The sequence below is a fragment of the Mesorhizobium sp. BR-1-1-10 genome (assembly GCF_020165595.1).
Lineage (GTDB): Bacteria > Pseudomonadota > Alphaproteobacteria > Rhizobiales > Rhizobiaceae > Mesorhizobium > Mesorhizobium australicum.
Genome location: NZ_JAIUIL010000007.1, coordinates 289,758 through 310,206 on the forward strand (window position 1 = coordinate 289,758; position 20,449 = coordinate 310,206).

21 protein-coding genes are annotated in these 20,449 nt (G+C 63.5%); 16 read left to right on the plus strand and 5 right to left on the minus strand.

The features are described from left to right. Positions 1 to 2: 2 nt before the first annotated feature. Genes urtB through LB555_RS17655 form a run of 5 tightly spaced genes read left to right on the plus strand, consistent with a single transcriptional unit; the run spans position 3 to position 4,459 of the window. The gene (gene urtB, locus LB555_RS17635; RefSeq protein WP_140617460.1) at positions 3 to 860 is read left to right on the plus strand and encodes an urea ABC transporter permease subunit UrtB; all 858 of its coding nucleotides are present in this window, start codon (positions 3 to 5) and stop codon (positions 858 to 860) included. Next, complete coding sequence (locus LB555_RS17640) at positions 857 to 1,840, plus strand: branched-chain amino acid ABC transporter permease (RefSeq protein WP_224683370.1); 984 nt, start codon at positions 857 to 859, stop codon at positions 1,838 to 1,840. Before urtB ends, LB555_RS17640 begins: the two co-directional genes overlap by 4 nt. Then, positions 1,840 to 2,544 (plus strand): ATP-binding cassette domain-containing protein, encoded by a 705-nt coding sequence (locus LB555_RS17645; RefSeq protein WP_140617462.1) that lies wholly within the window; start codon positions 1,840 to 1,842, stop codon positions 2,542 to 2,544. Before LB555_RS17640 ends, LB555_RS17645 begins: the two co-directional genes overlap by 1 nt. Positions 2,545 to 2,546: 2 nt before the next feature. Continuing rightward, complete coding sequence (locus LB555_RS17650; RefSeq protein ID WP_140715258.1) at positions 2,547 to 3,248, plus strand: ABC transporter ATP-binding protein; 702 nt, start codon at positions 2,547 to 2,549, stop codon at positions 3,246 to 3,248. A 41-nt stretch (positions 3,249 to 3,289) separates the two neighbouring features. After that, on the plus strand, positions 3,290 to 4,459 hold the full coding sequence (locus tag LB555_RS17655; RefSeq protein ID WP_224683371.1) for a substrate-binding protein: 1,170 nt from the start codon (positions 3,290 to 3,292) through the stop codon (positions 4,457 to 4,459). 37 nt (positions 4,460 to 4,496) lie between these two features. Here the strand turns inward: LB555_RS17655 and LB555_RS17660 are convergent, their stop codons facing one another. Both LB555_RS17660 and LB555_RS17665 read right to left on the minus strand, forming a co-directional pair. Continuing rightward, the gene (locus LB555_RS17660) at positions 4,497 to 6,143 is read right to left on the minus strand and encodes an acetolactate synthase large subunit (protein WP_015319041.1); all 1,647 of its coding nucleotides are present in this window, start codon (positions 6,141 to 6,143) and stop codon (positions 4,497 to 4,499) included. A gap of 93 nt (positions 6,144 to 6,236) precedes the next feature. Beyond that, positions 6,237 to 7,139, minus strand: coding sequence for a LysR family transcriptional regulator (locus LB555_RS17665; protein WP_224683372.1), 903 nt, complete (start codon positions 7,137 to 7,139; stop codon positions 6,237 to 6,239). A 103-nt stretch (positions 7,140 to 7,242) separates the two neighbouring features. Between LB555_RS17665 and LB555_RS17670 the strand changes: the two genes are divergently transcribed. The 3 genes from LB555_RS17670 (at position 7,243) to LB555_RS17680 (ending at position 9,783) form a co-directional block, all read left to right on the plus strand. Beyond that, positions 7,243 to 8,232, plus strand: coding sequence for a zinc-dependent alcohol dehydrogenase family protein (locus LB555_RS17670; protein ID WP_140877936.1), 990 nt, complete (start codon positions 7,243 to 7,245; stop codon positions 8,230 to 8,232). Positions 8,233 to 8,417: 185 nt separating this feature from the next. After that, on the plus strand, positions 8,418 to 8,717 hold the full coding sequence (locus LB555_RS17675) for a zf-TFIIB domain-containing protein (RefSeq protein ID WP_140617465.1): 300 nt from the start codon (positions 8,418 to 8,420) through the stop codon (positions 8,715 to 8,717). Between the two features lie 73 nt (positions 8,718 to 8,790). Further along, positions 8,791 to 9,783, plus strand: coding sequence for a Tim44 domain-containing protein (locus LB555_RS17680; RefSeq protein ID WP_224582720.1), 993 nt, complete (start codon positions 8,791 to 8,793; stop codon positions 9,781 to 9,783). A gap of 25 nt (positions 9,784 to 9,808) precedes the next feature. Here LB555_RS17680 and LB555_RS17685 read toward each other — a convergent pair whose 3' ends face one another. Next, positions 9,809 to 10,084, minus strand: coding sequence for a hypothetical protein (locus LB555_RS17685; RefSeq protein ID WP_224683373.1), 276 nt, complete (start codon positions 10,082 to 10,084; stop codon positions 9,809 to 9,811). 198 nt (positions 10,085 to 10,282) lie between these two features. On the opposite strand from LB555_RS17685, the gene LB555_RS17690 reads away from it, so the two are divergent. The 3 genes from LB555_RS17690 to LB555_RS17700 are packed head-to-tail and all read left to right on the plus strand — an operon-like array spanning position 10,283 to position 13,142. Beyond that, positions 10,283 to 10,834: a MaoC family dehydratase gene (locus tag LB555_RS17690; protein ID WP_224683374.1), complete on the plus strand. Its 552-nt coding sequence runs from the start codon at positions 10,283 to 10,285 to the stop codon at positions 10,832 to 10,834. Positions 10,835 to 10,836: 2 nt separating this feature from the next. Continuing rightward, complete coding sequence (locus LB555_RS17695; RefSeq protein ID WP_140661565.1) at positions 10,837 to 11,997, plus strand: CaiB/BaiF CoA transferase family protein; 1,161 nt, start codon at positions 10,837 to 10,839, stop codon at positions 11,995 to 11,997. Positions 11,998 to 12,014: 17 nt separating this feature from the next. Beyond that, entirely contained in the window at positions 12,015 to 13,142 is a 1,128-nt protein-coding gene (locus LB555_RS17700; RefSeq protein WP_263489169.1) for an extracellular solute-binding protein, read from the plus strand. Between the two features lie 9 nt (positions 13,143 to 13,151). Here LB555_RS17700 and LB555_RS17705 read toward each other — a convergent pair whose 3' ends face one another. Continuing rightward, positions 13,152 to 13,991, minus strand: a complete 840-nt coding sequence (locus tag LB555_RS17705; protein ID WP_224683376.1) for an amidohydrolase family protein — start codon at positions 13,989 to 13,991, stop codon at positions 13,152 to 13,154. A 63-nt stretch (positions 13,992 to 14,054) separates the two neighbouring features. Beyond that, positions 14,055 to 14,840, minus strand: a complete 786-nt coding sequence (locus tag LB555_RS17710) for an IclR family transcriptional regulator (protein WP_015319051.1) — start codon at positions 14,838 to 14,840, stop codon at positions 14,055 to 14,057. A 169-nt stretch (positions 14,841 to 15,009) separates the two neighbouring features. On the opposite strand from LB555_RS17710, the gene LB555_RS17715 reads away from it, so the two are divergent. The 5 genes from LB555_RS17715 to LB555_RS17735 all read left to right on the plus strand — a co-directional run bounded on the left by LB555_RS17715 (position 15,010) and on the right by LB555_RS17735 (position 20,440). Next, complete coding sequence (locus tag LB555_RS17715; RefSeq protein ID WP_224595447.1) at positions 15,010 to 16,329, plus strand: ABC transporter substrate-binding protein; 1,320 nt, start codon at positions 15,010 to 15,012, stop codon at positions 16,327 to 16,329. Between the two features lie 125 nt (positions 16,330 to 16,454). After that, positions 16,455 to 17,351, plus strand: a complete 897-nt coding sequence (locus LB555_RS17720; RefSeq protein WP_224595444.1) for a carbohydrate ABC transporter permease — start codon at positions 16,455 to 16,457, stop codon at positions 17,349 to 17,351. Between the two features lie 2 nt (positions 17,352 to 17,353). Then, entirely contained in the window at positions 17,354 to 18,220 is an 867-nt protein-coding gene (locus LB555_RS17725) for a carbohydrate ABC transporter permease (RefSeq protein ID WP_140617472.1), read from the plus strand. Positions 18,221 to 18,224: 4 nt separating this feature from the next. Next, the gene (locus tag LB555_RS17730; RefSeq protein ID WP_140715273.1) at positions 18,225 to 19,322 is read left to right on the plus strand and encodes an ABC transporter ATP-binding protein; all 1,098 of its coding nucleotides are present in this window, start codon (positions 18,225 to 18,227) and stop codon (positions 19,320 to 19,322) included. Between the two features lie 5 nt (positions 19,323 to 19,327). Further along, the gene (locus tag LB555_RS17735; protein WP_224683377.1) at positions 19,328 to 20,440 is read left to right on the plus strand and encodes a mandelate racemase/muconate lactonizing enzyme family protein; all 1,113 of its coding nucleotides are present in this window, start codon (positions 19,328 to 19,330) and stop codon (positions 20,438 to 20,440) included. The last annotated feature ends 9 nt before the right edge of the window (positions 20,441 to 20,449 follow it).

Sequence of the window (20,449 nt, forward strand, 5' to 3'; positions counted from 1 at the left end):
CGATGGATTTCGCCATCACGACATTGCTCAATGCGCTGACGCTGATCAGCATCCTGATGCTGGTCGGGCTCGGGCTCGCCATCAGCTTCGGCCTGATGAACGTGACCAATCTGGCGCATGGCGAGTTCGTCACCGTCGGCGCCTTCGCGGTATACTTCATCCAGAGTATGGGCGGCTCGTTCTGGCTGGGCCTGGCTGCGGCGCCGATCGCCGGCGCCGTGGTCGGCTGCATCCTGGAATTCGCCGTCATTCGCCACCTCTATTCGCGGCCGGTGTCGACGGTGCTTGCCACCTGGGGCGTCAGCCTCATCCTGCAGCAAGGGCTGGAATTGACCTTTGGCCTCGGCGCCAAGCCGGTGACGCCGCCGGTCGAGGGCACGCTCGACCTCTTCTTCACCGTCTATCCGGCCTACCGGCTGATCCTGATTGCCATCGCCATGCTGACCCTGCTCGGCGTCATCCTGCTGATCAGCCGGACGTCGTTCGGGCTCGACATCCGCACCGTCATCCAGAACCGCGAAATGGCGGAGGGCGTCGGTATCAACACGCGCCGCACTTACGCCATTGCCTTCACCTTCGGCGCGGCAATCGCGGGGCTGGCTGGGGGACTGGTCGCGCCCCTGGCGATCGTGCTGCCGCAGATGGGGGTGAACTATCTCGCCAACGCCTTCTTCGTCGTCATCGTCGGCGGGGTCGGCTCGATTGGCGGCCTCGTCGCCGGCAGCGTCTTCGTCGGCGGGCTGACCAGCATCCTCAACTACCAGATCTCGCCATCGCTGGCGCAGGCGGTCGTGCTGCTGGCGGCCATCGTCGCCGTGCGGGTGCGGCCCAACGGCCTGTTCAACGGGGCGTCGCGATGATCGCCCGCGACCGCAACTGGCTGCTGATCTTCGCCGTCTGCGTGGCGCTCGCGATCCTCTATCCCTTCCTCGCCGACGGCTACCAACTGACGGTGATCCGCGACGCGCTGATCTTCGGCCTGTTCGCGGCGAGCCTCGACTTCTTCTGGGGCCGCACCGGAATCCTGTGTTTCGGCCACGCCGCCTTCTTTGGCATCGGCGGCTACATCATGGCATTGGTCACGCTCAATGACGCGATTCCTTTCGGCAGCCTGCTCGGCATCGTGGGCGCCATTGCGGGGGCTGCCTTCGTCGCCGCCATCATCGGTTACTTCCTGTTCTTCGGCGGCATCCGCGGCAGCTACTTCACCATCGTCACGCTGGCCATGGGCGTCATCTGCCAGCAGGCGGCCATCTCCTGGAGTTCGGTCACCGGCGGCGATAGCGGCCTGATCGGGATCCCGCCGATCGAATTCGATTTTGGCGGCCGGCATGTCGATCTCAGCCAGGACCTGTCGAGCTATATGTTCGTCGCAGCCATCGTGGCGGTGGCCGTTTTGTCGCTGTGGTCGATCAGCCGTGGCCGCTGGGGCACGGTGCTGACCGCGATTCAGGACAATGAGGTCCGGGCGGCGGCACTCGGCCACAATGCGCCGTTACGGCTGCTCGTCACCTTCATCCTTTCGGCAGCCATCGCCGGGCTTGCTGGCGCGCTCTATGTCTGCATGGCCGGGCTGGTTGCCCCCGATCTGTCCGGACTGCTTCTGTCGACGGAGGTCATTGTCTGGGTGGCGGTCGGCGGGCGCGGCACGCTGCTTGGCCCAGTGCTGGGCGCAATTTTCATCCAGCGCGCACAGCAGACGATCAGCAGCTTCAATCCGAGCCTGTGGCCGCTGCTGCTGGGCTGCGTCTTCGTCATCATCGTCTTTGTCCTGCCGGACGGCATCCTGTCGATCTATGCGCGGCTGAAGAGCCTGTTCAAAGGCAGGAGCCAGGCCTGATGAGCGACGTTCTGCTCCAAGCCGAAAATGTCGGCATCCGCTTCGGAGGGTTGCAGGCCCTCGAAGGATTGAACCTGACGGTCCGCGACAAGGCGCTCTGCTGCATCATCGGACCGAACGGCGCCGGCAAGAGTACCTTCCTCAACGTGCTGACCGGCACGTTGCGCCCGACCAGCGGCAGCGTCCATTTCCTCGGCCGCGACATTGCCGGCCTGCCGCTGCATCGCATCGCCCGGCTCGGCATTGCCCGCAAGTTCCAGATCCCGTCGGTCTTCCCGAGCCTCTCGGTTGAGGACAACCTCAAGGTCGCACGATGGGGTGCCCCCTCCCCGGCGCGGCCAATCGGTGAATTGATGGAACTGGTCGCGCTGACCAATCGTGCTGCCACATTGGCCGGCGAACTGGCGCACGGCCAGAAGCAATGGCTGGAGATCGGCATGGCGCTGGCCATCGAGCCACGGCTGCTTTTGCTCGACGAGCCAACCGCCGGCATGACGCCGCAGGAGACGCTGGCGACGGCCGAAATGCTGCTGCGGCTGAAGGGCGAGTTCTCGATCGTCGCCGTCGAGCACGACATACGCTTCGTGCGGGCGCTGAATTGCGAAACGCTGGTGCTGCACCAGGGTCGCCGGCTTCGCAGCGGTCCCTTCCACGACATCGAGGCCGACGAGATGGTCCGCGACGTCTATCTGGGGAGGCGCTGACCATGCTGCGGACACTTGCCGTGTCGGCCGGCTACGGCCTGCTCCCGGTGCTGAACGGCATCGACATCAGCGTGGCATCAGGCGAGGTCATCGGCCTGCTTGGTCGCAACGGCGCCGGCAAGACAACGCTGCTGCGCGTCATCGCTGGCGGCGTGAAGGCGAGCGGCGGTGCGGTGGTTCTCGGCGACCAGGATCTCACCAACGCCCCGGCCTTCCGCCGCGCGCGGGCGGGCATCGCCCATGTGCCGCAGGGCCGCGGTATCTTCAACCAGCTGACGGTGCGGCAGAACCTGGAAGTCGGCACGCGCGCCGCCAAGGATCGTGGCGACGGCGACATTCCAGCCGACATCTTTGGCTATTTTCCCATCCTTCGCGAGCGCGAGGCGCAGACCGCCGGTACGCTCTCGGGGGGCCAGCAGCAGATGCTGGCGATAGGCCGCGCACTGTGCGGCCTGCCGTCGGTGCTGCTGCTCGACGAGCCTTCGGAAGGCATCCAGCCGAACATCGTGCAGTCGATCGCCGAGCTGGTGCCGCGCATCGCGCGCGAGCGCGGCATCGCCATCGTCCTGGTCGAGCAGAATCTCGATCTCGTCCTTAAGGCGGCGGACCGCTGCCTGGTGATGGAGAAGGGCAGGATCGTGCATGAGGGCACGCCGGAAGCATTCGCCGACGAGACCCTGCTGAAGGACCTCTTGGCTTTGTAAGGCGTGCATGGGGCGCGCCTGGACTGGAAGGGAACACAACAATGATAAACAGAAGAACTGTTCTGAAATCCGGCGGCGCCGCGGCCGCCTTCGCAATGGTCGGCGCGCCGGGAATCCTGCGCGCCGCAGACACGGTCAAGGTCGGGCTGTCGATCCCGATCACCGGGCTGCAGGCGATCCTCGGCGAGACGCTGCTCAACTGCTACAAGCTCGCCGCCGCCGAACTCAACGCCGCCAACGGCATTGGCGGGCGCCAGGTGGAGCTCTTCATCGAGGACAACCAGACCACGACCAAGGGCTCCATCGACAAGGCGCGCAAGCTCCTCAACGAGGACAAGGTCGACGTGATCATGGGAACGATCATTTCGCCCGAGCGCAGCGCCACGCTTTCCGTCACCTCGAAGGCCAAGAAGCTGTTCTTCTACCCGACCAATTTCGAGGGCGGCGAATGCAATCGCTACTTCGTCGCCACCGGACCTATCCCGATGCAGCAGGTAGACCCGATGATGCCGTGGGTGGCCGAAAACCTCGGCAAGACCATCTACATCATGGCGTCCGACTATGCCTGGCCGCAGAAAATGACCGAGGCGATCACAGCCGCCTATGAAAAGCCCGGCGGCAAGATTGTCGGCGCCGACTATTATCCGTTCGGCACCACGGATTTCGGCCCGGCCTTCCAGAAGATCAAGTCGCTGAAGCCCGACGTCGTGTGGTCGATGGTGGTCGGCAACGACGCCGTCACGCAGCTCAAGCAGTATCGCAGCTTCGACATCAAGCAGCCTCTGATCGCACCGCTCGACGAGGTCTTCAACAAGGACGCGCTGCCGCCTGGCGTCGCCGCCGGCACCTACGCGCCGCAGCCCTACTGGATGGCGCTCGACAACCCGGTCAACAAGAAGTTCATCGCGAACTTCCGCGAAAAATTCGGCCAGGAGAAGATGGTCAATGGCATCGGCGAGGCCGGCTATAACGGCCTGCATCTCTACGCGCTGGCGGCGGAGAAGGCCGGCTCGCTGAAGGACGACGATGTGCTCAAGGCGCTGCCGACGATCGAGTTCGATGCGCCACAAGGCAAGATCCGGGTCGATGCCAGCAACAACCACACGCTCTGCCATTCCTATGTCGGCAAGGCGGCGGCGGACGGCATCGGCTACGAGATCGTCAAGGATTTCGGCACGATCGCGCCGGTAACGCCTTACTGCAAGCTGTAGGCATCAACCGATCCTGACGGCGGCTTTGCCGCTGCCGTCAGGGTGCCTTTGGCGCCGGCAGTCGCTCTCGCAATTCGTCGACGAGCACCCTGGTGTTTTCGGAATAGTCGATGGGCACCACGACGAGATGCACGCCGCCGCCGGCGAAGGCCTGTTCCAACGCCGGTTGCAGGTCGGCTATCGCGCCAACCCTGGTGCCCCTGGCGCCATAGGCTTCGGCGTATTTGACGAAGTCGGGATTGCCGAAGGTCATGCCGAAATCCGGGAATTCGTCGACAGCCTGCTTCCAGCGTATCATGCCATAAGCGTGGTCTTCCAGCAGCAGGATGACGAGGTTGAGCTTGAGCCGAACAGCAGTCTCCAGTTCCTGGCTGTTCATCATGAAACCCCCATCGCCAGCGATAGCCATGACACGACGCTGGGGATAGAGCAGTGCCGCCATCATCGCCGACGGCAGGCCGGCACCCATGGTGGCCAGCGCATTGTCGAGCAGCAGCGTGTTGGCCATGCGCGTGCGGTAGTTGCGCGCGAACCAGATCTTGTACATGCCGTTGTCCAGCGCGAGGATCCCATCCGCCGGCATCACGGCGCGCACATCATGTACGATGCGCTGCGGCGTGAAACGGTCTTCGGTGGCGCGCGCGGCGATGCGGCTCAAAATGCCTTCGCGCAGCGGCAGCAGGGCCTGCGCGTTGGGAATCCTGCCCTCGATGCGGTCCGCCAGCAGCGCCAGCGACGGGCCGAGGTCGCCGACGATCTCGGCTTGCGGGAAATAGACCTGCTCGACATCAGCCGTCTGGTAGCCGACATGAATAACCTTCGGTCCTTTCGCCCCCATGATGAAGGGCGGCTTCTCGACCGTGTCGTGGCCGATGGTGATGATCAGATCGGCCTGTTCGATGGCCTCGTGCACGTAGTCGCGTTCCGAAAGAGCCGCCGTTCCCATGTAGAGCTCGGTGCCGCCGGGCACCGTGCCCTTGCCCATCTGCGTGGTGAAATAGGGAATCTGCGTTCGCAGCACGAACTGGGCGACATCGGGAGTCACGCGCGGCCGTGACGCCGCGGCGCCGAACATCAGCAGCGGACGCTTGGCCTCAATGATCATGCGGGCGGCGCGATCGAGCGCGCCAGCGCTGGCCAGGGGCAATTCGACCGGATGCGTCGGCACCAGCGCGATCGGCTCGCATTCCGCCGCCGCGATGTCTTCCGGCAGTTCGAGGTGCACGGGGCCGGGGCGCTCTTCCTGGGCGACGCGGAAGGCTTCGCGCACCAGCGACGGGATCATCCTAGGCGAGACGATCTGGCGCGACAGCTTGGTCAGCGGCTTCATCGCCGCGACGATGTCGACGATCTGGAAGCGCGCCTGCCGGGACGACAGGATGCCCTTCTGGCCGGTGATCATGATCATCGGCATCGCGCCGAGCAGCGCATAGGCAGAGCCGGTGGTCAAATTGAGCGCGCCGGGGCCAAGTGTTGTGATGCACACACCCGGCTTGCCGGTGAGCCTGCCATAGGTGGCGGCCATGAAGGCCGCCGCCTGCTCGTGGCGCGTCAGGATCAGCTGGATCGACGAGCGGCGGATGGATTCGACGATGTCGAGATTTTCTTCGCCCGGAATGCCGAAAATTCGTTCGACCCCTTCATTTTCGAGGGCCGCCACGAACAGATCCGAACCCTTGGTCATCAACCGTCTCTCCTGCGATGCGCACACCCATCAGCCACCTTCATATGGCACCGGAACGTCACGCCTCAAAGAGCGCAAGCCGTCTGTTGGCGATCACGCCATCATTTTCGGCAAGGCGGCCGCCAATGCGTCGACGGCCAGCCGGACCTTGAGCGACAGATGCGGCGTCCGAAGCCAGAGCGCATGGCAATCGTAGGGATAGCGCGGCTGGTCCGGCAACAGCTCGACCAGCGTGCCGGCCTGGATGCGCTCGCGAGCCAGCCAGTAAGGCAACCACGCCAGCCCCATGCCGTCGACGGCGGCATCGGCGATGGCATCCAGATCGTCGAGCCGCAGCCGGCCGTTTGGGGTTACCTCGAGCGCAGTCTGCCCCTCGCGCGGAAATAGCCACGGCTGAACGATCATGCCGAGCCGGCGGTAGACAATCGCCTGGTGATCGGCGAGGTCCTCGATCCGCCGTGGCTCGCCATGAATTTCAAGATAGGAAGGCGCGGCACAGACGACCATGTCCTGGCGTGCAAGGCGACGCGCGATCACGCCAGCCTTGTCGTTCAGACCGCCGGTCCGGATGGCGAGGTCAAAACCGTCCTCGGCGAGATCGGCGAAGCGGTCGCTGAGCGACAGGTCGAGTTGCAGCATTGGATATTGCCCTGCCAGCTTCAGCAGCACGGGGGTGACGCAATGGCGCCCGAAATGCGCCGGCATGGTGACGCGCAGTTTTCCGCGCGGTTCCGCGAGCTGGTCGGCGGCGAGCGCATCGGCCGCTTCGGCCTCGGCCAGCACCAGGCGGCACCGCTCATAATAGGCGCGGCCAAAATCGGTCAGGCTCTGGCGGCGCGTGGTCCGGTTAATCAGACGCATGCCAAGCCGCTCCTCGAGAAACCGGACATGCTTGCCGACCATCGGTCCGGATAGATCGAGCGCGGTGGCCGCCGCCGCGAACGAGCCAAGATCGACCGCCCTGACGAACACGGCCATGCTCTCGAGCCTATCCATATTCGAAACTCCTGGTTTCTACTGAACAATCCAAACAGCCGTTTATCGCACAAAGCTTTCGCGTCATAGCTCATTCAGTGTCAAATATTTTGGAGTGAGCCAAATGGCCCGTATCATTCGCTTCCACCAGCATGGCGGTCCCGAGGTCCTGCGCATCGAGGAGGTCGACCTTCCGCCACCAGGCCCGGGCGAGGTTCAGATCCGCGTCAAGGCGCTCGGCCTCAACCGCGCCGAGGCGCTGCTGCGCGCGGGCAGCTACATTGAGACACCCGTCCTGCCCTCCGGGCTTGGGCTGGAAGCGGCGGGCGTCATCGAGGCAATTGGCGAAGGCGTGATGGGGCTGGCACATGGTGACGCCGTGAGCGTCATCCCGCCGCAATCGATGGTTCGCTGGCCGGCTTACGGTGAGCTTGTCACCTTTCCCGCGGGGCTCATCGTCAAGCATCCGGCGTCCCTCGACTGGCAAACCGCGGCGGCGGTCTGGATGCCGTACCTCACCGCCTACGGCGCCCTGATCGACATCGCCAGGCTGCGCCGCGAAGAGGTCGTCGTCATCACGGCGGCTTCGAGCAGCGTCGGGCTTGCAGCGATCCAGATCGCCAACAGCGTTGGTGCGATAGCAATCGCGGTGACGCGGACATCGGTGAAGAGGCAGGCTCTGCTCGACGCCGGCGCGGCGCATGTCGTGGTCCTTGAGGAAGAGGAACTTGCCGACAGACTGAGCCAGATCGCCGGGCCGCAAGGCGTGCGCGTGGTGCTGGATGCGATCGGCGGGCCGATCTTCGAGCCGCTGACTGCGGCGATGTCGCGAGGCGGCATTCTGATCGAATATGGCGGCCTCAGCAGCCAGCCGACGCCGTTCCCGTTGCCTGCGGTACTGGGCAAGACACTGACGTTGCGCGGCTATCTCGTGCATGAGATCACCGGCAACCCGGAGAAGTTGGAGCCGGCCAAGGCATTCATCCTCGAAGGCCTCGCGGACGGCGCGCTCAGGCCGATCATCGACAGGATCTTTCCCTTCGACCGGATCGTCGAGGCGCATCGCTATCTCGAATCGAACGGGCAGTTCGGCAAGATCGTGGTGACTGTTTGAGCAGCAAATCGCTCTCACCGGCAACATTGCCCCTTGAAGGCTTCGTCCCGCATTCCTAACTCCCGTGTGCGGGCCGGGCCCCTCTGACTGTCGCTTTGGCGACCGTGATGTCGGACCGCTTCAACGGGCCCGTTTCCATTCCTTTCGGTTAAGTGGGCTCATTACTTTCTGGTTAGGAGCCCCACATGACATCTTCCCTCCTCGGCATGGTTTGCCCCTCCTGCCGCGTCGCCCTCGTGATGAGCGAACGCCAGGGGATCGAGATCGACTACTGTCCGCAGTGCCGCGGCGTCTGGCTCGATCGTGGCGAACTCGACAAGATCATCGAACGGTCCACCAGGGACGCGTCTCCCGCGCCGCAGCCACAGCCGGCGCCATTTGCCCAGCCGCAACACAGCCGGGACCGCGATGGCGACTATTCCCGCTCGCATGGCCACCGCTATCCGAAGCGGAAGAAATCATTTTTCGAAGAGCTGTTCGATTGACCATGAGGCCGGTCTTTCCAAGGCCGGCCCTTTGCCGAAAACGCCCGAAACCACAGCGATAAAGGTCACCCCGATGATTTCCCGCACAAGCCGATTTGTCACCCTCTTTGCCGGCCTGTTCCTTGCATTCTCCATGGTCGCGATCGATCATGCCGAGGCGCGGCGCGGCGGCAGTTTCGGCAGCCGCGGCACACGCACGTTCCAATCGGCACCGCCGACCCGGACCGCGCCGGCGCCGACCGCTCCGGTCGAGCGTTCGATGACACCCAACGCCGGCGTCAACAATGCTGCCCGGCAACCACAGACCGGCCTGCAGAGGCCCGGCTTCATGAGCGGCTTCGGTGGAACGATGATGCGCGGCCTGCTGATCGGCGGCCTGATCGGACTGCTCCTTGGCCAAGGTTTCGGCGGCCTCGCCGGCATGTTCGGATTCCTGCTCCAGGCCCTGCTCATCGGTGGCGCGATCATGCTGGCCATCAGGTTCTTCCGGTCGCAATCCGCGCGTGGCCCCGCGCCCGCGCTCGCCGGCATGGGCGATGCCCAAGCTTCACGGTTCGAGAACCGCGCAACGGCACAGCAGAACACGAGCAGCGCTGGCTCCTTCACAATTCCCGGGTTTGGCGGCGGATCGGGCGGAGGCTACGAGACCACCCGATCCGAAGAGATCACGCTGGCCCAGGCCGACCTTGACGCGTTCCAGCAGCTGTTGACCGATGTCCAGGAAGCGTTCGGGCGCGAAGACCATGCGGCATTGCGCCGGTCGGTCACGCCCGAGATGGTATCCTATCTCTCGGAAGAGCTGGCCGACAATGCCCGGAAAGGTCTCAGGAACGAAGTGTCCGACGTCACCCTGCTGCAGGCCGACATCGCGGAAAGCTGGCGCGAGGATGACCGCGACTACGCCACCGCGGCGTTGCGCTACGAGTCTCGCGACGTGATGCGCGAACGGGCGAGCGGCAAGGTCGTCGAGGGCGACGAAGAACATCCGACAGAGACGACCGAGTTGTGGACGTTCACGCGCCAGAATGGCTCGACCTGGAAGCTCTCGGCCATCCAAGAGGCTTGAGCCCGGCTAGTCTGCTGGCCGGCGGTCACGCGACGATCTTGACACACATCGGCGTGCCGATCTCGATGCTGCGCCCGGTGTCGGTCAGCATGCCGTTGCCGGCGTCGCGGACGAAGATCGAAATGCGGTCGGCACCCGGAGGGAGCGCGGTCTCTGCGATATCATTCGTCTCGGCCAGCTTTCTTGTTTCCAGCGTTTCCTCGTCGAAGCCGTAGACACCAAGGCCGACGCCTCGCGCACCCTGAAAATAAGGCGCTTCGCGGTTCAGGCTGCCGACGAAGACCAGACAGGCTTTGCGCATGTTTTCCCTCCCTGCCCGCCGGTGCTCAGTACCGTGGGACCGCCAAAATTTCGCTTGTCCTCGCTTGCAACGCAACCCCATATGTGAAAATAGTATTTACAAAAGAAGATTGACGGGAGGAGACGTCGTGCACCCAGGCGCTTTGAAGCGTGCTCGAATGGCTGGATGGGCGCTCTCGCGAGCCCGGTGGACTACGCCATGAGCGATTTCGCGCCAACCGTTGGCGTTGTCTCGACGCATCCCAGGAATATGCCCGCCGATCATGCCGCCCTCCCGGTGTGGAACGCCGAGAACTGGTTCTATGAGGACTGGCCGGTCGGCCAGAAAATCCGCTCGCTGCGTCGCACCATGGCCGAGGGCGACAGTCACCTTTTCAACGCACTGGTGCTCGACATCCATCCTTACGTGCAGGACCAGATGTTTGCCGAGAGCGAGGGCATTTTCGGCAAGCGGCTGATTGCCGGCGCGTTCGTCTTCTCGGCGGGCCTCGGGCTGGTCGCCACCAACTGCGTCAACGCTTTTTCCTATGGCTATGACAAGCTACGATTCATAAAGCCTGTCTTCATCGGCGACACGATCTATTCGATCCGTTCCAACCTCGACAAACACTCCCGCTACAAGGAGATGGGGCTGATCCGCGCCAGCTACGAGGTGTTCAAGGGCGAAGGCGAGCTCGTTCTTTATTGCGAGCATCTGCAGACGGTGAAGTACCGCAACCCTGCCGATTTCGTCGGCAAGACGGAGAAGTAGAAATGCCGGCAGCAGCCGAATTGCCGCTTGCCGGTCTCGTCGTCGTCGACATGAGCCAGTTCCTGTCTGGACCCTACTGCTCGCTCAGGCTGCTCGATCTCGGCGCCCGCGTCATCAAGATAGAGCGTCCTGACGGCGGCGACCTGTCGCGCCGGCTCTATCTCAGCGACACCGAGATCGGCGGCGATTCCACCATCTTCCATGCCATCAACCGGGCCAAGGAAAGCCTCGCCATCGATCTGAAGAACGAGGCGGACCTCAATACATTGCGCGGGCTGCTGGCCAAGACCGATGTGCTGATCCAGAATTTCCGACCGGGCGTCATCGAGCGCCTTGGGCTCGACTACGAGACCGTCCGCCAGATCAATCCGCGCCTGGTCTATGCCTCGATCAGCGGCTATGGCGAGGATGGCCCGTGGGTGAAGCGCCCGGGCCAGGATCTGCTGGCGCAGTCGCGCTCCGGCGTGATGTGGCTGAACGGCGACGAAGACCAGGGACCGGTGCCGTTCGGCCTCGCCATCGGCGACATGCTGGCGGGTGCGGCCTGCGCGCAAGGCATCCTGGCCGCACTGGTGCGGCGCGGCATCACTGGCCAGGGCAGCCATATCGAGACCAGCCTTCTGGAAGCGCTGGTCGACTTCCAGTTCGAGGTGCTGACCACGCATCTCAATGACGGGCGCCGCCTGCCCAGGCGCTCGAGCTTCCGCAGCGCGCATGCCTATCTCTCGGCGCCTTATGGCGTCTATCCGGCCAAGGATGGTTACCTCGCCATCGCCATGACGCCGATCCCCAAGCTGGCCGACCTTTTGTCGCTCGATGAACTGGCTCCCTATCGCGACAAGCCGGCATCCTGGTTCACCGCGCGCGACGATATCAAGGCGATCATCGCCCAGAGAATCGCGACCAAGACCATCGACGATTGGCTGGCCATTCTCGAACCCGCCGACATCTGGTGCGCCAAGGTGCTGACCTGGCCGGAGATGCTGGCAAGCGAGGGTTTTCAGGCCCTCGACATGCTGCAGACGGTGACGCGCGAGGACGACGTCTCGATCCTCACCACCAGTTCGCCGCTGAGGGTCGACGGTATCAGGGCCAAGGTCGACCGCGCGGCACCCCGTATCGGCGAGCACAGCGCAAAAATCCGCGAGGAGTTCGACCTGTGAGCCTCAAGCTTAGGGGTATGACCTGGAGCCATCCGCGTGGCTATGATCCCATGGTTGCCTGCTCGGCGCTATGGCGCGAGCGGACGGGAGTTGCCATCGAATGGGACAAGCGTTCGCTGCAGGATTTCGAGTCCTTCCCGGTCGAGGAGTTGGCGCGCGCCTACGACCTCATCGTCATCGACCATCCGCATGTCGGCCAGATCACCGCGGAGCGCTGCCTCGAGCCTCTCGACGTCGCCGGCCGCGAGGCGGAACGCGCCGCGCTTGCGTCGGGGAGCGTTGGCCAGTCCTATCCGAGTTACACATGGCAAGACCGGCAATGGGCGTTTCCGATCGATGCGGCCAGCCAAGTGCAGGCCTGGCGGCCGGACGCGCTCGATGCGCCGGCAGCGACGTGGAGCGAAGTGCTCGATCTCGCCCGGCAAGGCCGCGTGCTGCTGCCGCTGCGACCGCCGCATTGCCTGATGACCTTCTACACGCTGGCCGGTAATCTCGGGCATCCCTGCGCGACCGATCCGTCGGGCGATCTCATCGCTGTCGAGACGGGCTGCGAAGTCTTCGAGACGATGCGTGAGATCGCCGCGCTGGTCGACCCGACGTGCTTCGACATGGACCCGATCGCCGTTTCGGAACGCATGGCCGAGGCTGGTTCCCGCATTGTCTGCGCGCCGCTGATCTATGGCTACGTCTCTTATGCGGCGCCGGGTTTTCGCGCCAACAGGTTGGCTTTTGCCGACATCCCGGTGGTCGGTTCCAATGGTCCGATCGGCTCGGCGCTCGGCGGCACAGGCATAGCGGTATCAGCCTTCTCCAAGGCTAAAGAGGCAGCGATCGATTTTGCCTATTGGGTCGCCAGCGGCGATGTCCAGCGTGGCATCTATGCCGCCGCCGGCGGCCAGCCGGGCCATGCGGCTGCCTGGGAAGACCAGACTATCAATGAAGTGGTCGGCAACTTCTATCGAGGCACGCGCGCGACGCTGGAGGGCGCCTGGGTGCGGCCGCGCCATGACGGCTACATGGCGTTCCAGCAGGCGGCGTCAGACCGCATCAATTCCGGCCTGACCTCCGGCCATCCTGCCGGCCGGGTCGTCGCCGATCTCATCAGCCTGTTCCGGGCCAGTTCCCCCTCGCCTGGCGAGAGCTGAGCGAGGTCGCTATTTCAACCGCCAAAGCTTGCGGGCATTGCCCGACAACAGCCTGTCACGCTCCGAAACGCTGCAACCCGAGAGCAGCGCATGGGTCGCCGCCACCCAGGTCGAGAGACCGCCACCGAGCGTGCAGACCGGCCAGTCGCTGCCCCAGACGACACGGTCCCAGCCGAACGAATTGATGGTGTGTTCGACGTAGGGCCGCAGCGTATCGACGGTCCAATTGGCGGCGTCGGCATAGGCGACCACGCCGGAAATCTTGGCCATCACGTTCGGGCGCCGTGCGATCTCGCTCATGTGTTCGCGCCAGGGATGCTCGGCTCCGCCCTTGATGTCGGGAACGCCGCAATGGTCGAGGACGAACTGGACGTCGGGCGCCAGTTCGGCGAGCGCGATCGCCTTGGGAATCTGATGCGGCAGCACGACGAGGTCGAAGGTCAGGCCGGTGCCGCCAAGCCGCTTGATGTTGTCACGGAACAGTGCGCCCTCCGAAAGATCGTCCGGGACGACGTGAAGGACGCGGCGGAAACCCTTGACGAAGGGGTTTGTCCGCTGGCGCTCGAGATAAGCGGCAAAGTCAGCGTCTTCGGGACGGCAGGATGCTATCGCCCCAGAGAGCATGCTGCCCGCTTGCCGCGAGAGGCCCTCGACACGGGCGGTTTCCGCCTCGATGTCGGCCGGGTCGACATCGACTTCCATGTGCAGCACGCGCCCGACACCGACCCGCCGCGCCTCCGCCGCGTACTCCTCGTAAGAGAAATCGCGGTTCAGTGCCGGTACGCCGGCAAGCCAGGGGTAGCGAAGCGCCGAGCGATCGATGAGATGCAAATGGGTGTCGATGATCATGGCGGGCTCCTCCCCTATATTTTTCACATCATCTCACGGAGGAATTCTTTATTCAAATAAGAATTATGTCGATGAGCCGACGGCCGACCCGGCCAAACGCGAAAGCTTCTCACACGTTGCCAGCAGCAGCTCGATGGTGCGCGTTATGTCCGGCGCGGACGGAGCGTTGACGACGGTGATGTAAGGAATTGAAAGCGCCGCGATGGCCTTGCCGTCGGAACTGCGCACCGGTGCCGACAGATTGTAGACGCCGGCGGTCTGCATCGAGGCCATCATCTCATATCCCCGTTCCCTGATCTGGTCGAGGCGGGCAAAGAACTCGGGCGGCTGCGCCGTATTGTCGGTGCTGCGGACATGTTCGGAGATCATCATCTGGCGCTCCTCCTGCGAACGGAAGGCGAGCAGCACATGTCCCGAACCGGTGTCGAACAGGCTGATATGGGAGCCGACCCGGATCGAAATCCCCCAGTAGTTTGGCGCTTCCTGCTGGCCTATCACCACAGCGGAACCACGATCAAAAACAACGAGTTGATTGGCCTGCTGCGAGGTCTCGGCCAGCTCCCGCATCAGCGGCGTCGCATAGGAAACCAGCCGCCGCACCGGCGCGTGCAATTGTGCCAGGCCAAACAGCTTGAGCGTCAGCGAATAGCGGTCGCCATCGAGCCGCGTGACGTAGCCGCGCCGCACCAGCCGGTCCAGCATGCGGTAGAATTCATTGGGGCTGCGGTCGAGCTTCTTGGCGATTTCCGCCTGGGTCAGGCCACCGTCCACGCCCGCTAGAAGCTCAAGGATGTCGAGCCCCTTGTCGAGCGCCGGCGCGCGATAACGTTCGTCTTCGCTGTCGTCCATGGCTCATCCCTCCAGTGAATTCAACTCTTCATATACGCAGGAACGCGGCCAGGCGGAAACAAATTTCGCCTTGACGTACGGATGAATGTTTTGTTTGTATATGAATGTAGCATTTCTTGTCACGTGACGAGTTGCGGGCGCCACCGAGGCGCACCCAGGGAGGATACCAATGAACAGACTGCTTTCCGGCGTATGCGCCGGCGCATTGATGCTTGCGTCAAGCGCAGGCACCGCCGTTGCCGGCGACCTGCCCGGCAAGTTCGACGGCGTGACCGTCGACGTGAAGCTGATCGGCGGCCAGCAATATGAAAAGCTCTACGAGCGCATTCCCGAATGGGAGAAGGCGACCGGCGCCAAGGTCAACATCCTGACCAAAAAAAACGGCTTCGACATCGACAAGGAATTGAAGTCCGACATCGCCTCGGGCAGCACCAACTGGTGCGTCGGCTGGAATCATTCCTCCTTCGCGCCGCAATACACCGGCCTCTACACCGACCTCAGCAAGCTCCTGCCGAAGTCGGAGATCGACGCCTTCGTGCCGTCGACGATCAAGGCGGCAACCATCGACGGCAAGCTGGAAATGCTGCCGCGTGCGCAGTTCGACGTCTCGGCGCTTTACTACCAGAAGAGCCTGTACGAGAACGCCGACAACAAGACCAAGTTCAAGGCCAAATACGGCTATGATCTGGTGCCGCCGGACACCTGGAAGGAAGTCACCGACCAGGCTGAGTTCTTCGCCAACCCGCCGAATTTCTACGGCACGCAGTTTGCCGGCAAGGAAGAGGCGATCAATGGCCGCTTCTACGAAATGGTCGTCGCCGAGGGCGGCGAATATCTCGACAAGGACGGCAAGCCGGTCTTCAATTCCGAAGCCGGCATCCGGGCGCTCGACTGGTTCGTCAACCTCTACAAGGCCAAGGCCGTGCCGGCCGGAACCACCAACTACCTCTGGGACGATCTCGGCCAGGGCTTTGCCTCGGGCACCGTCGCCATCAATCTGGACTGGCCGGGCTGGGCCGGCTTCTTCAACGATCCGAAATCGTCGAAAGTCGCGGGCAATGTCGGCGTCAAGGTCGCGCCGAAAGGCTCCGCCGGGGTGCGCACCGGCTGGTCGGGCTTCCATGGCTTCTCGGTGACCGAGAACTGCCCGAACAAGGAGGCAGCGGCATCGCTCGTATGGTGGCTGACCAACGAGGACAGCCAGAAGCTCGAGGCCACCGCCGGCCCGCTGCCAACGCGCACCGCGGTCTGGGATTGGGACCTGCAGCAAGCCGCCAACGACCCTTACAAGAAGGAGGTTCTGTCGGCTTTCCAGGAAGAAGCCAAGCACGCCTTCGCCGTGCCGCAGACGCCTGAGTGGATCGAGATCTCGAACGCCGTCTATCCCGAGTTGCAGGCCGCGATCCTCGGCGACAAGACCTCCAAGCAGGCACTGGACGAAGCCGCCGACAAGGCGACGCAGATCCTGCAAGACGCAGGCAAACTGTAAGCATTGCTCACAAGATTGCCTCCCTCATCCTCAATGGGGGAGGTAATCGCCTTTTGCCGGCGTTGTCCGTTTCATCATATCGGGCCTCGGGCCAAAATCTGAATGCCAGACACCAGAGGAGCCCGATGAAGGGCCTCAAGCCACCCGCGCCGTTCCTGTTGCTGCTTCCGGCCATCGTCGTTCTGGCGGCGGTCGTCGTGGTGCCGCTGCTTCTGTCGCTCTATTCAAGCTTCACGCCGTTCCGCCTGACCAAGCCCGAGACGTTCTTCGTCTTCATCGGCCTCAGGAATTACCTGTCGATCCTGGCCAACACCGATTTCTGGTGGGCATTCGGCCGTACCGTTCTGTTGCTGACGATCGCGCTCAATCTTGAAATGCTGCTTGGCCTTGGTCTCGCCATGCTGGTTGAGAAGGCGACGCGCGGCCAGCGCATCCTGCGCACGCTGATGATGTTTCCGATGATGTTCTCGCCGATCCTCGTCGGCTTCCAGTTCAAGTTCATGTTCAACGACAATATCGGCCTGGTGAACAATGCGCTGCAGTCGCTTGGCATCACCAGGGACGCCATCCCGTGGCTGATCGAGGGTCACCTCGCCTTCATCGCCATCTCGGTTGCCGAGATCTGGTCGTCGACGGCGATCTTCGCCATCCTGATCCTCGCCGGGCTGCTCGCCATGCCCAAAGAGCCGATCGAGGCGGCGCGCGTCGATGGCTGCACGCCGTGGCAGACCTTCCGTTATGTGACCTGGCCGTTCGTCATGCCCTTCGCCTACATCGCCATGACCATCCGCTCGCTCGACGTGGCGCGTGCCTATGACATCGTCAAGATCATGACCGATGGCGGTCCGGCCGGCCGCACGGAGCTTTTGTGGACTCTGGTCGCACGCACCGCCTACAGCGACGGGCGCATGGGCATGGCCAACGCCATGGCCTATTTCTCGATCCTGCTGTCGATCGCCTTCACCGTCTATTTCTTCAACAAGCTCGCCGCGGCGCGCACGCAAATCGGCGCGGAGTGGTGAAGATGGACGAGAATTCTTCCGCCCGCCTTAAGCGCAGGCTGCTTGATATCGTCTATCGCATCGGCCTGTTCCTGGCGATGCTGACCATCTGCCTGCCGGGCCTGTGGATCGTGCTGTCGTCGCTGCGGCCGACGGTCGAGATCATGGCCAAGCCGCCGGTGTGGATCCCGCAGGATATTTCGTTCGACGCCTATGTCGCGATGTTCTCAGGCATCGGCAAGGGCGGCATCCCTGTCATCGAATATTTCCGCAACTCGCTGATCATATCGGTGACTTCGACGGTGATCGCGGTCGCCATCGGCATGGCGGGCGGCTATGCCTTCGCGCGCTATCGCTTTCGCGGTAAATCGAGCGTCTTCCTCGGCCTGATGCTGACACGCACGGTGCCCGGTATCGCGCTGTCGCTGCCGCTGTTCTTCCTCTATGTGCGGCTCGGTATCATCGACACGCATTTCGGGCTGATCCTTGCCTATGTCGCGCTCAACGTGCCTTTCACCATCTGGCTGATCGACGGCTTCTTTCGCCAGGTGCCGAAGGATCTCGCCGAGGCAGCACAAATCGACGGCTGCACGCGCTGGCAGGCCTTTTGGCAGGTCGAGTTCCCGCTCGCCGGACCAGGCATCGCATCGGCCGCGATCTTCGCCTTCCTGACCTGCTGGAACGAGTTCGCGCTGGCCTCCCAACTGACCCGCTCGGTCAGCGCCAAGACGCTGCCGGTCGGCCTGCTCGACTACACGGCCGAGTTCACCATCGACTGGCGAGGCATGTGCGCGCTCGCCGTGGTGATGATCATTCCGGCGCTCACCCTCACTTTCATCGTCCAGAAGCACCTTGTCGGCGGCCTGACCTCCGGCGCGGTGAAAGGCTGATCTCATGGCAACGGTTTCCCTCAAAAAGCTGACCAAGCGCTACGGCAATATCGAGATCGTGCATGGCATCGACCTCGACATCACCGACCGCGAATTCATCGCGCTGGTCGGTCCTTCCGGCTGCGGCAAGTCGACGACGCTGCGTATGATCGCCGGGCTGGAAGAGATCAGCGCCGGTTCGATCGAGATTGGCGGGCGCGTCGTCAACGATTTGCCGCCGCGTTCGCGCAACATCTCGATGGTGTTCCAGTCCTATGCGCTCTACCCGCACATGACGGTGCGCGAAAACCTCGGCTTCTCCTTGAAGATCGCCGGCGCCGCCAAGGACGACATGGATCGCCGCGTCGCCGAGGCCTCGGCCATCCTGGGGCTCGATGCTTTGCTCGACCGTCGGCCATCGCAACTGTCCGGCGGCCAGCGCCAGCGCGTCGCCATGGGCCGCGCCATCGTGCGTGACCCCGACGTCTTCCTGTTCGACGAGCCGCTTTCCAATCTCGATGCCAAGCTCAGAACGCAGATGCGCACCGAGATCAAGAAGCTGCACGCCAAGGTGCAATCGACGGTGATCTACGTCACCCACGACCAGGTCGAGGCGATGACGCTTGCCGATCGTATCGTTATCATGCGCGACGGACATATCGAACAGGTTGGCACCCCAGATGAAGTGTTCCGCCGGCCAGCCACGCGCTTCGTTGCCGGCTTCATCGGCTCACCGCCGATGAATTTGCACGAGGCGACGGTCGACGACGGCCAGCTGGTTTTCGCCAGCGGCGCCAAGCTGCCCCTGCCCGGTCAGTTCAAGGCCAACGTCGCTGGCGGCGCCAAGGTCGTGTTCGGGTTGCGGCCAGACGACATCTATCCGACCGGCCATGGTATCAGCTCCGGCGGCGCGGCCGACGTGCATCAGATCGAACTGCCGATCACCGTCACCGAGCCGCTCGGCAACGAGACGTTGGTGTTCGTCGAGTTCAACGGCAGTGACTGGGTGTCTCGCATGCTGAACCCCAGGCCGCTGAAGCCAGGCGAGCGCGTCGCCATGAGCCTCGACCTGTCGCAGGCGCATCTGTTTGCCGCTGAGACCGGAAAGACATTGCGGAGCTGACCGACATGGCCAAGATCGAAAAGATAGAATTGCGCATGGTCGACCTTGTGCCCAAGGTCAAACGCACCGACGCGATCCAGAGCTTCGTCAGCCAAGAGACGCCAATCGTCACCATCACCGATTCCGACGGCGCGGTCGGAACCGGTTACAGCTACACGATCGGCACCGGCGGCTCGTCGGTGATGCGGCTTCTGTCCGACCACCTGGCGCCGCGCCTGATCGGCCGCGATCCTGATATGATCGAAGCGATCTGGCACGATCTCGAATTCGCCACCCACGCCACCACGATCGGCGCCATCACGGCAATCGCCATCGCGGCGATCGACACAGCGCTCTGGGACCTCAGGGCGAAGAAACAGGGCCTGCCGCTATGGAAGCTCGCTGGCGGCGCCAAGGACCGCTGCCCGCTTTACACGACAGAAGGCGGCTGGCTGCACATCGAGACGCAGGCGCTGGTCGACGATGCGGTGGCCGCCAAGGCCAAGGGGTTTCGCGGCTCGAAAGTGAAGATCGGCAGGCCGCATGGCTCCGAGGATCTCGCGCGGCTGTCGGCGGTGCGCAAGGCGGTGGGCGACGGCTACGAGATCATGACCGACGCCAATCAGGGTTTCTCCGTCGACGAGGCGATCCGGCGTGCGGCGAGGCTTCGAGAACTCGATCTCGCCTGGATCGAGGAGCCGCTGCCGGCCGACGACATGGACGGGCATATCAGGCTGTCGAATTCGACGCCGACGCCGATCGCCATCGGCGAGTCGCTCTATTCCGTCAGGCACTTCCGCGAATACATGCAGAAAGGCGCCTGCTCGATCGTGCAGGTCGATGTCGGCCGCATCGGCGGCATCACGCCCTGGCTCAAGATCGCCCATGCGGCGGAGGCCTTCGACATTCCAGTCTGCCCGCATTTCCTGATGGAATTGCATGTCAGCCTGACCTGCGCTGTTCAGAACGGCAGGTATGTCGAGTACATTCCGCAACTCGACCAGTTGACCGGCAAGCACATGCGCATCGAGGATGGGCATGCGCTGGCGCCCGACGAGCCCGGTATCGGCATCGATTGGGACTGGGACGCGGTCAAGGCCATGAGCATCGCCGAATTCACCACGGCGATTACGAGATAAGGAGCTGAT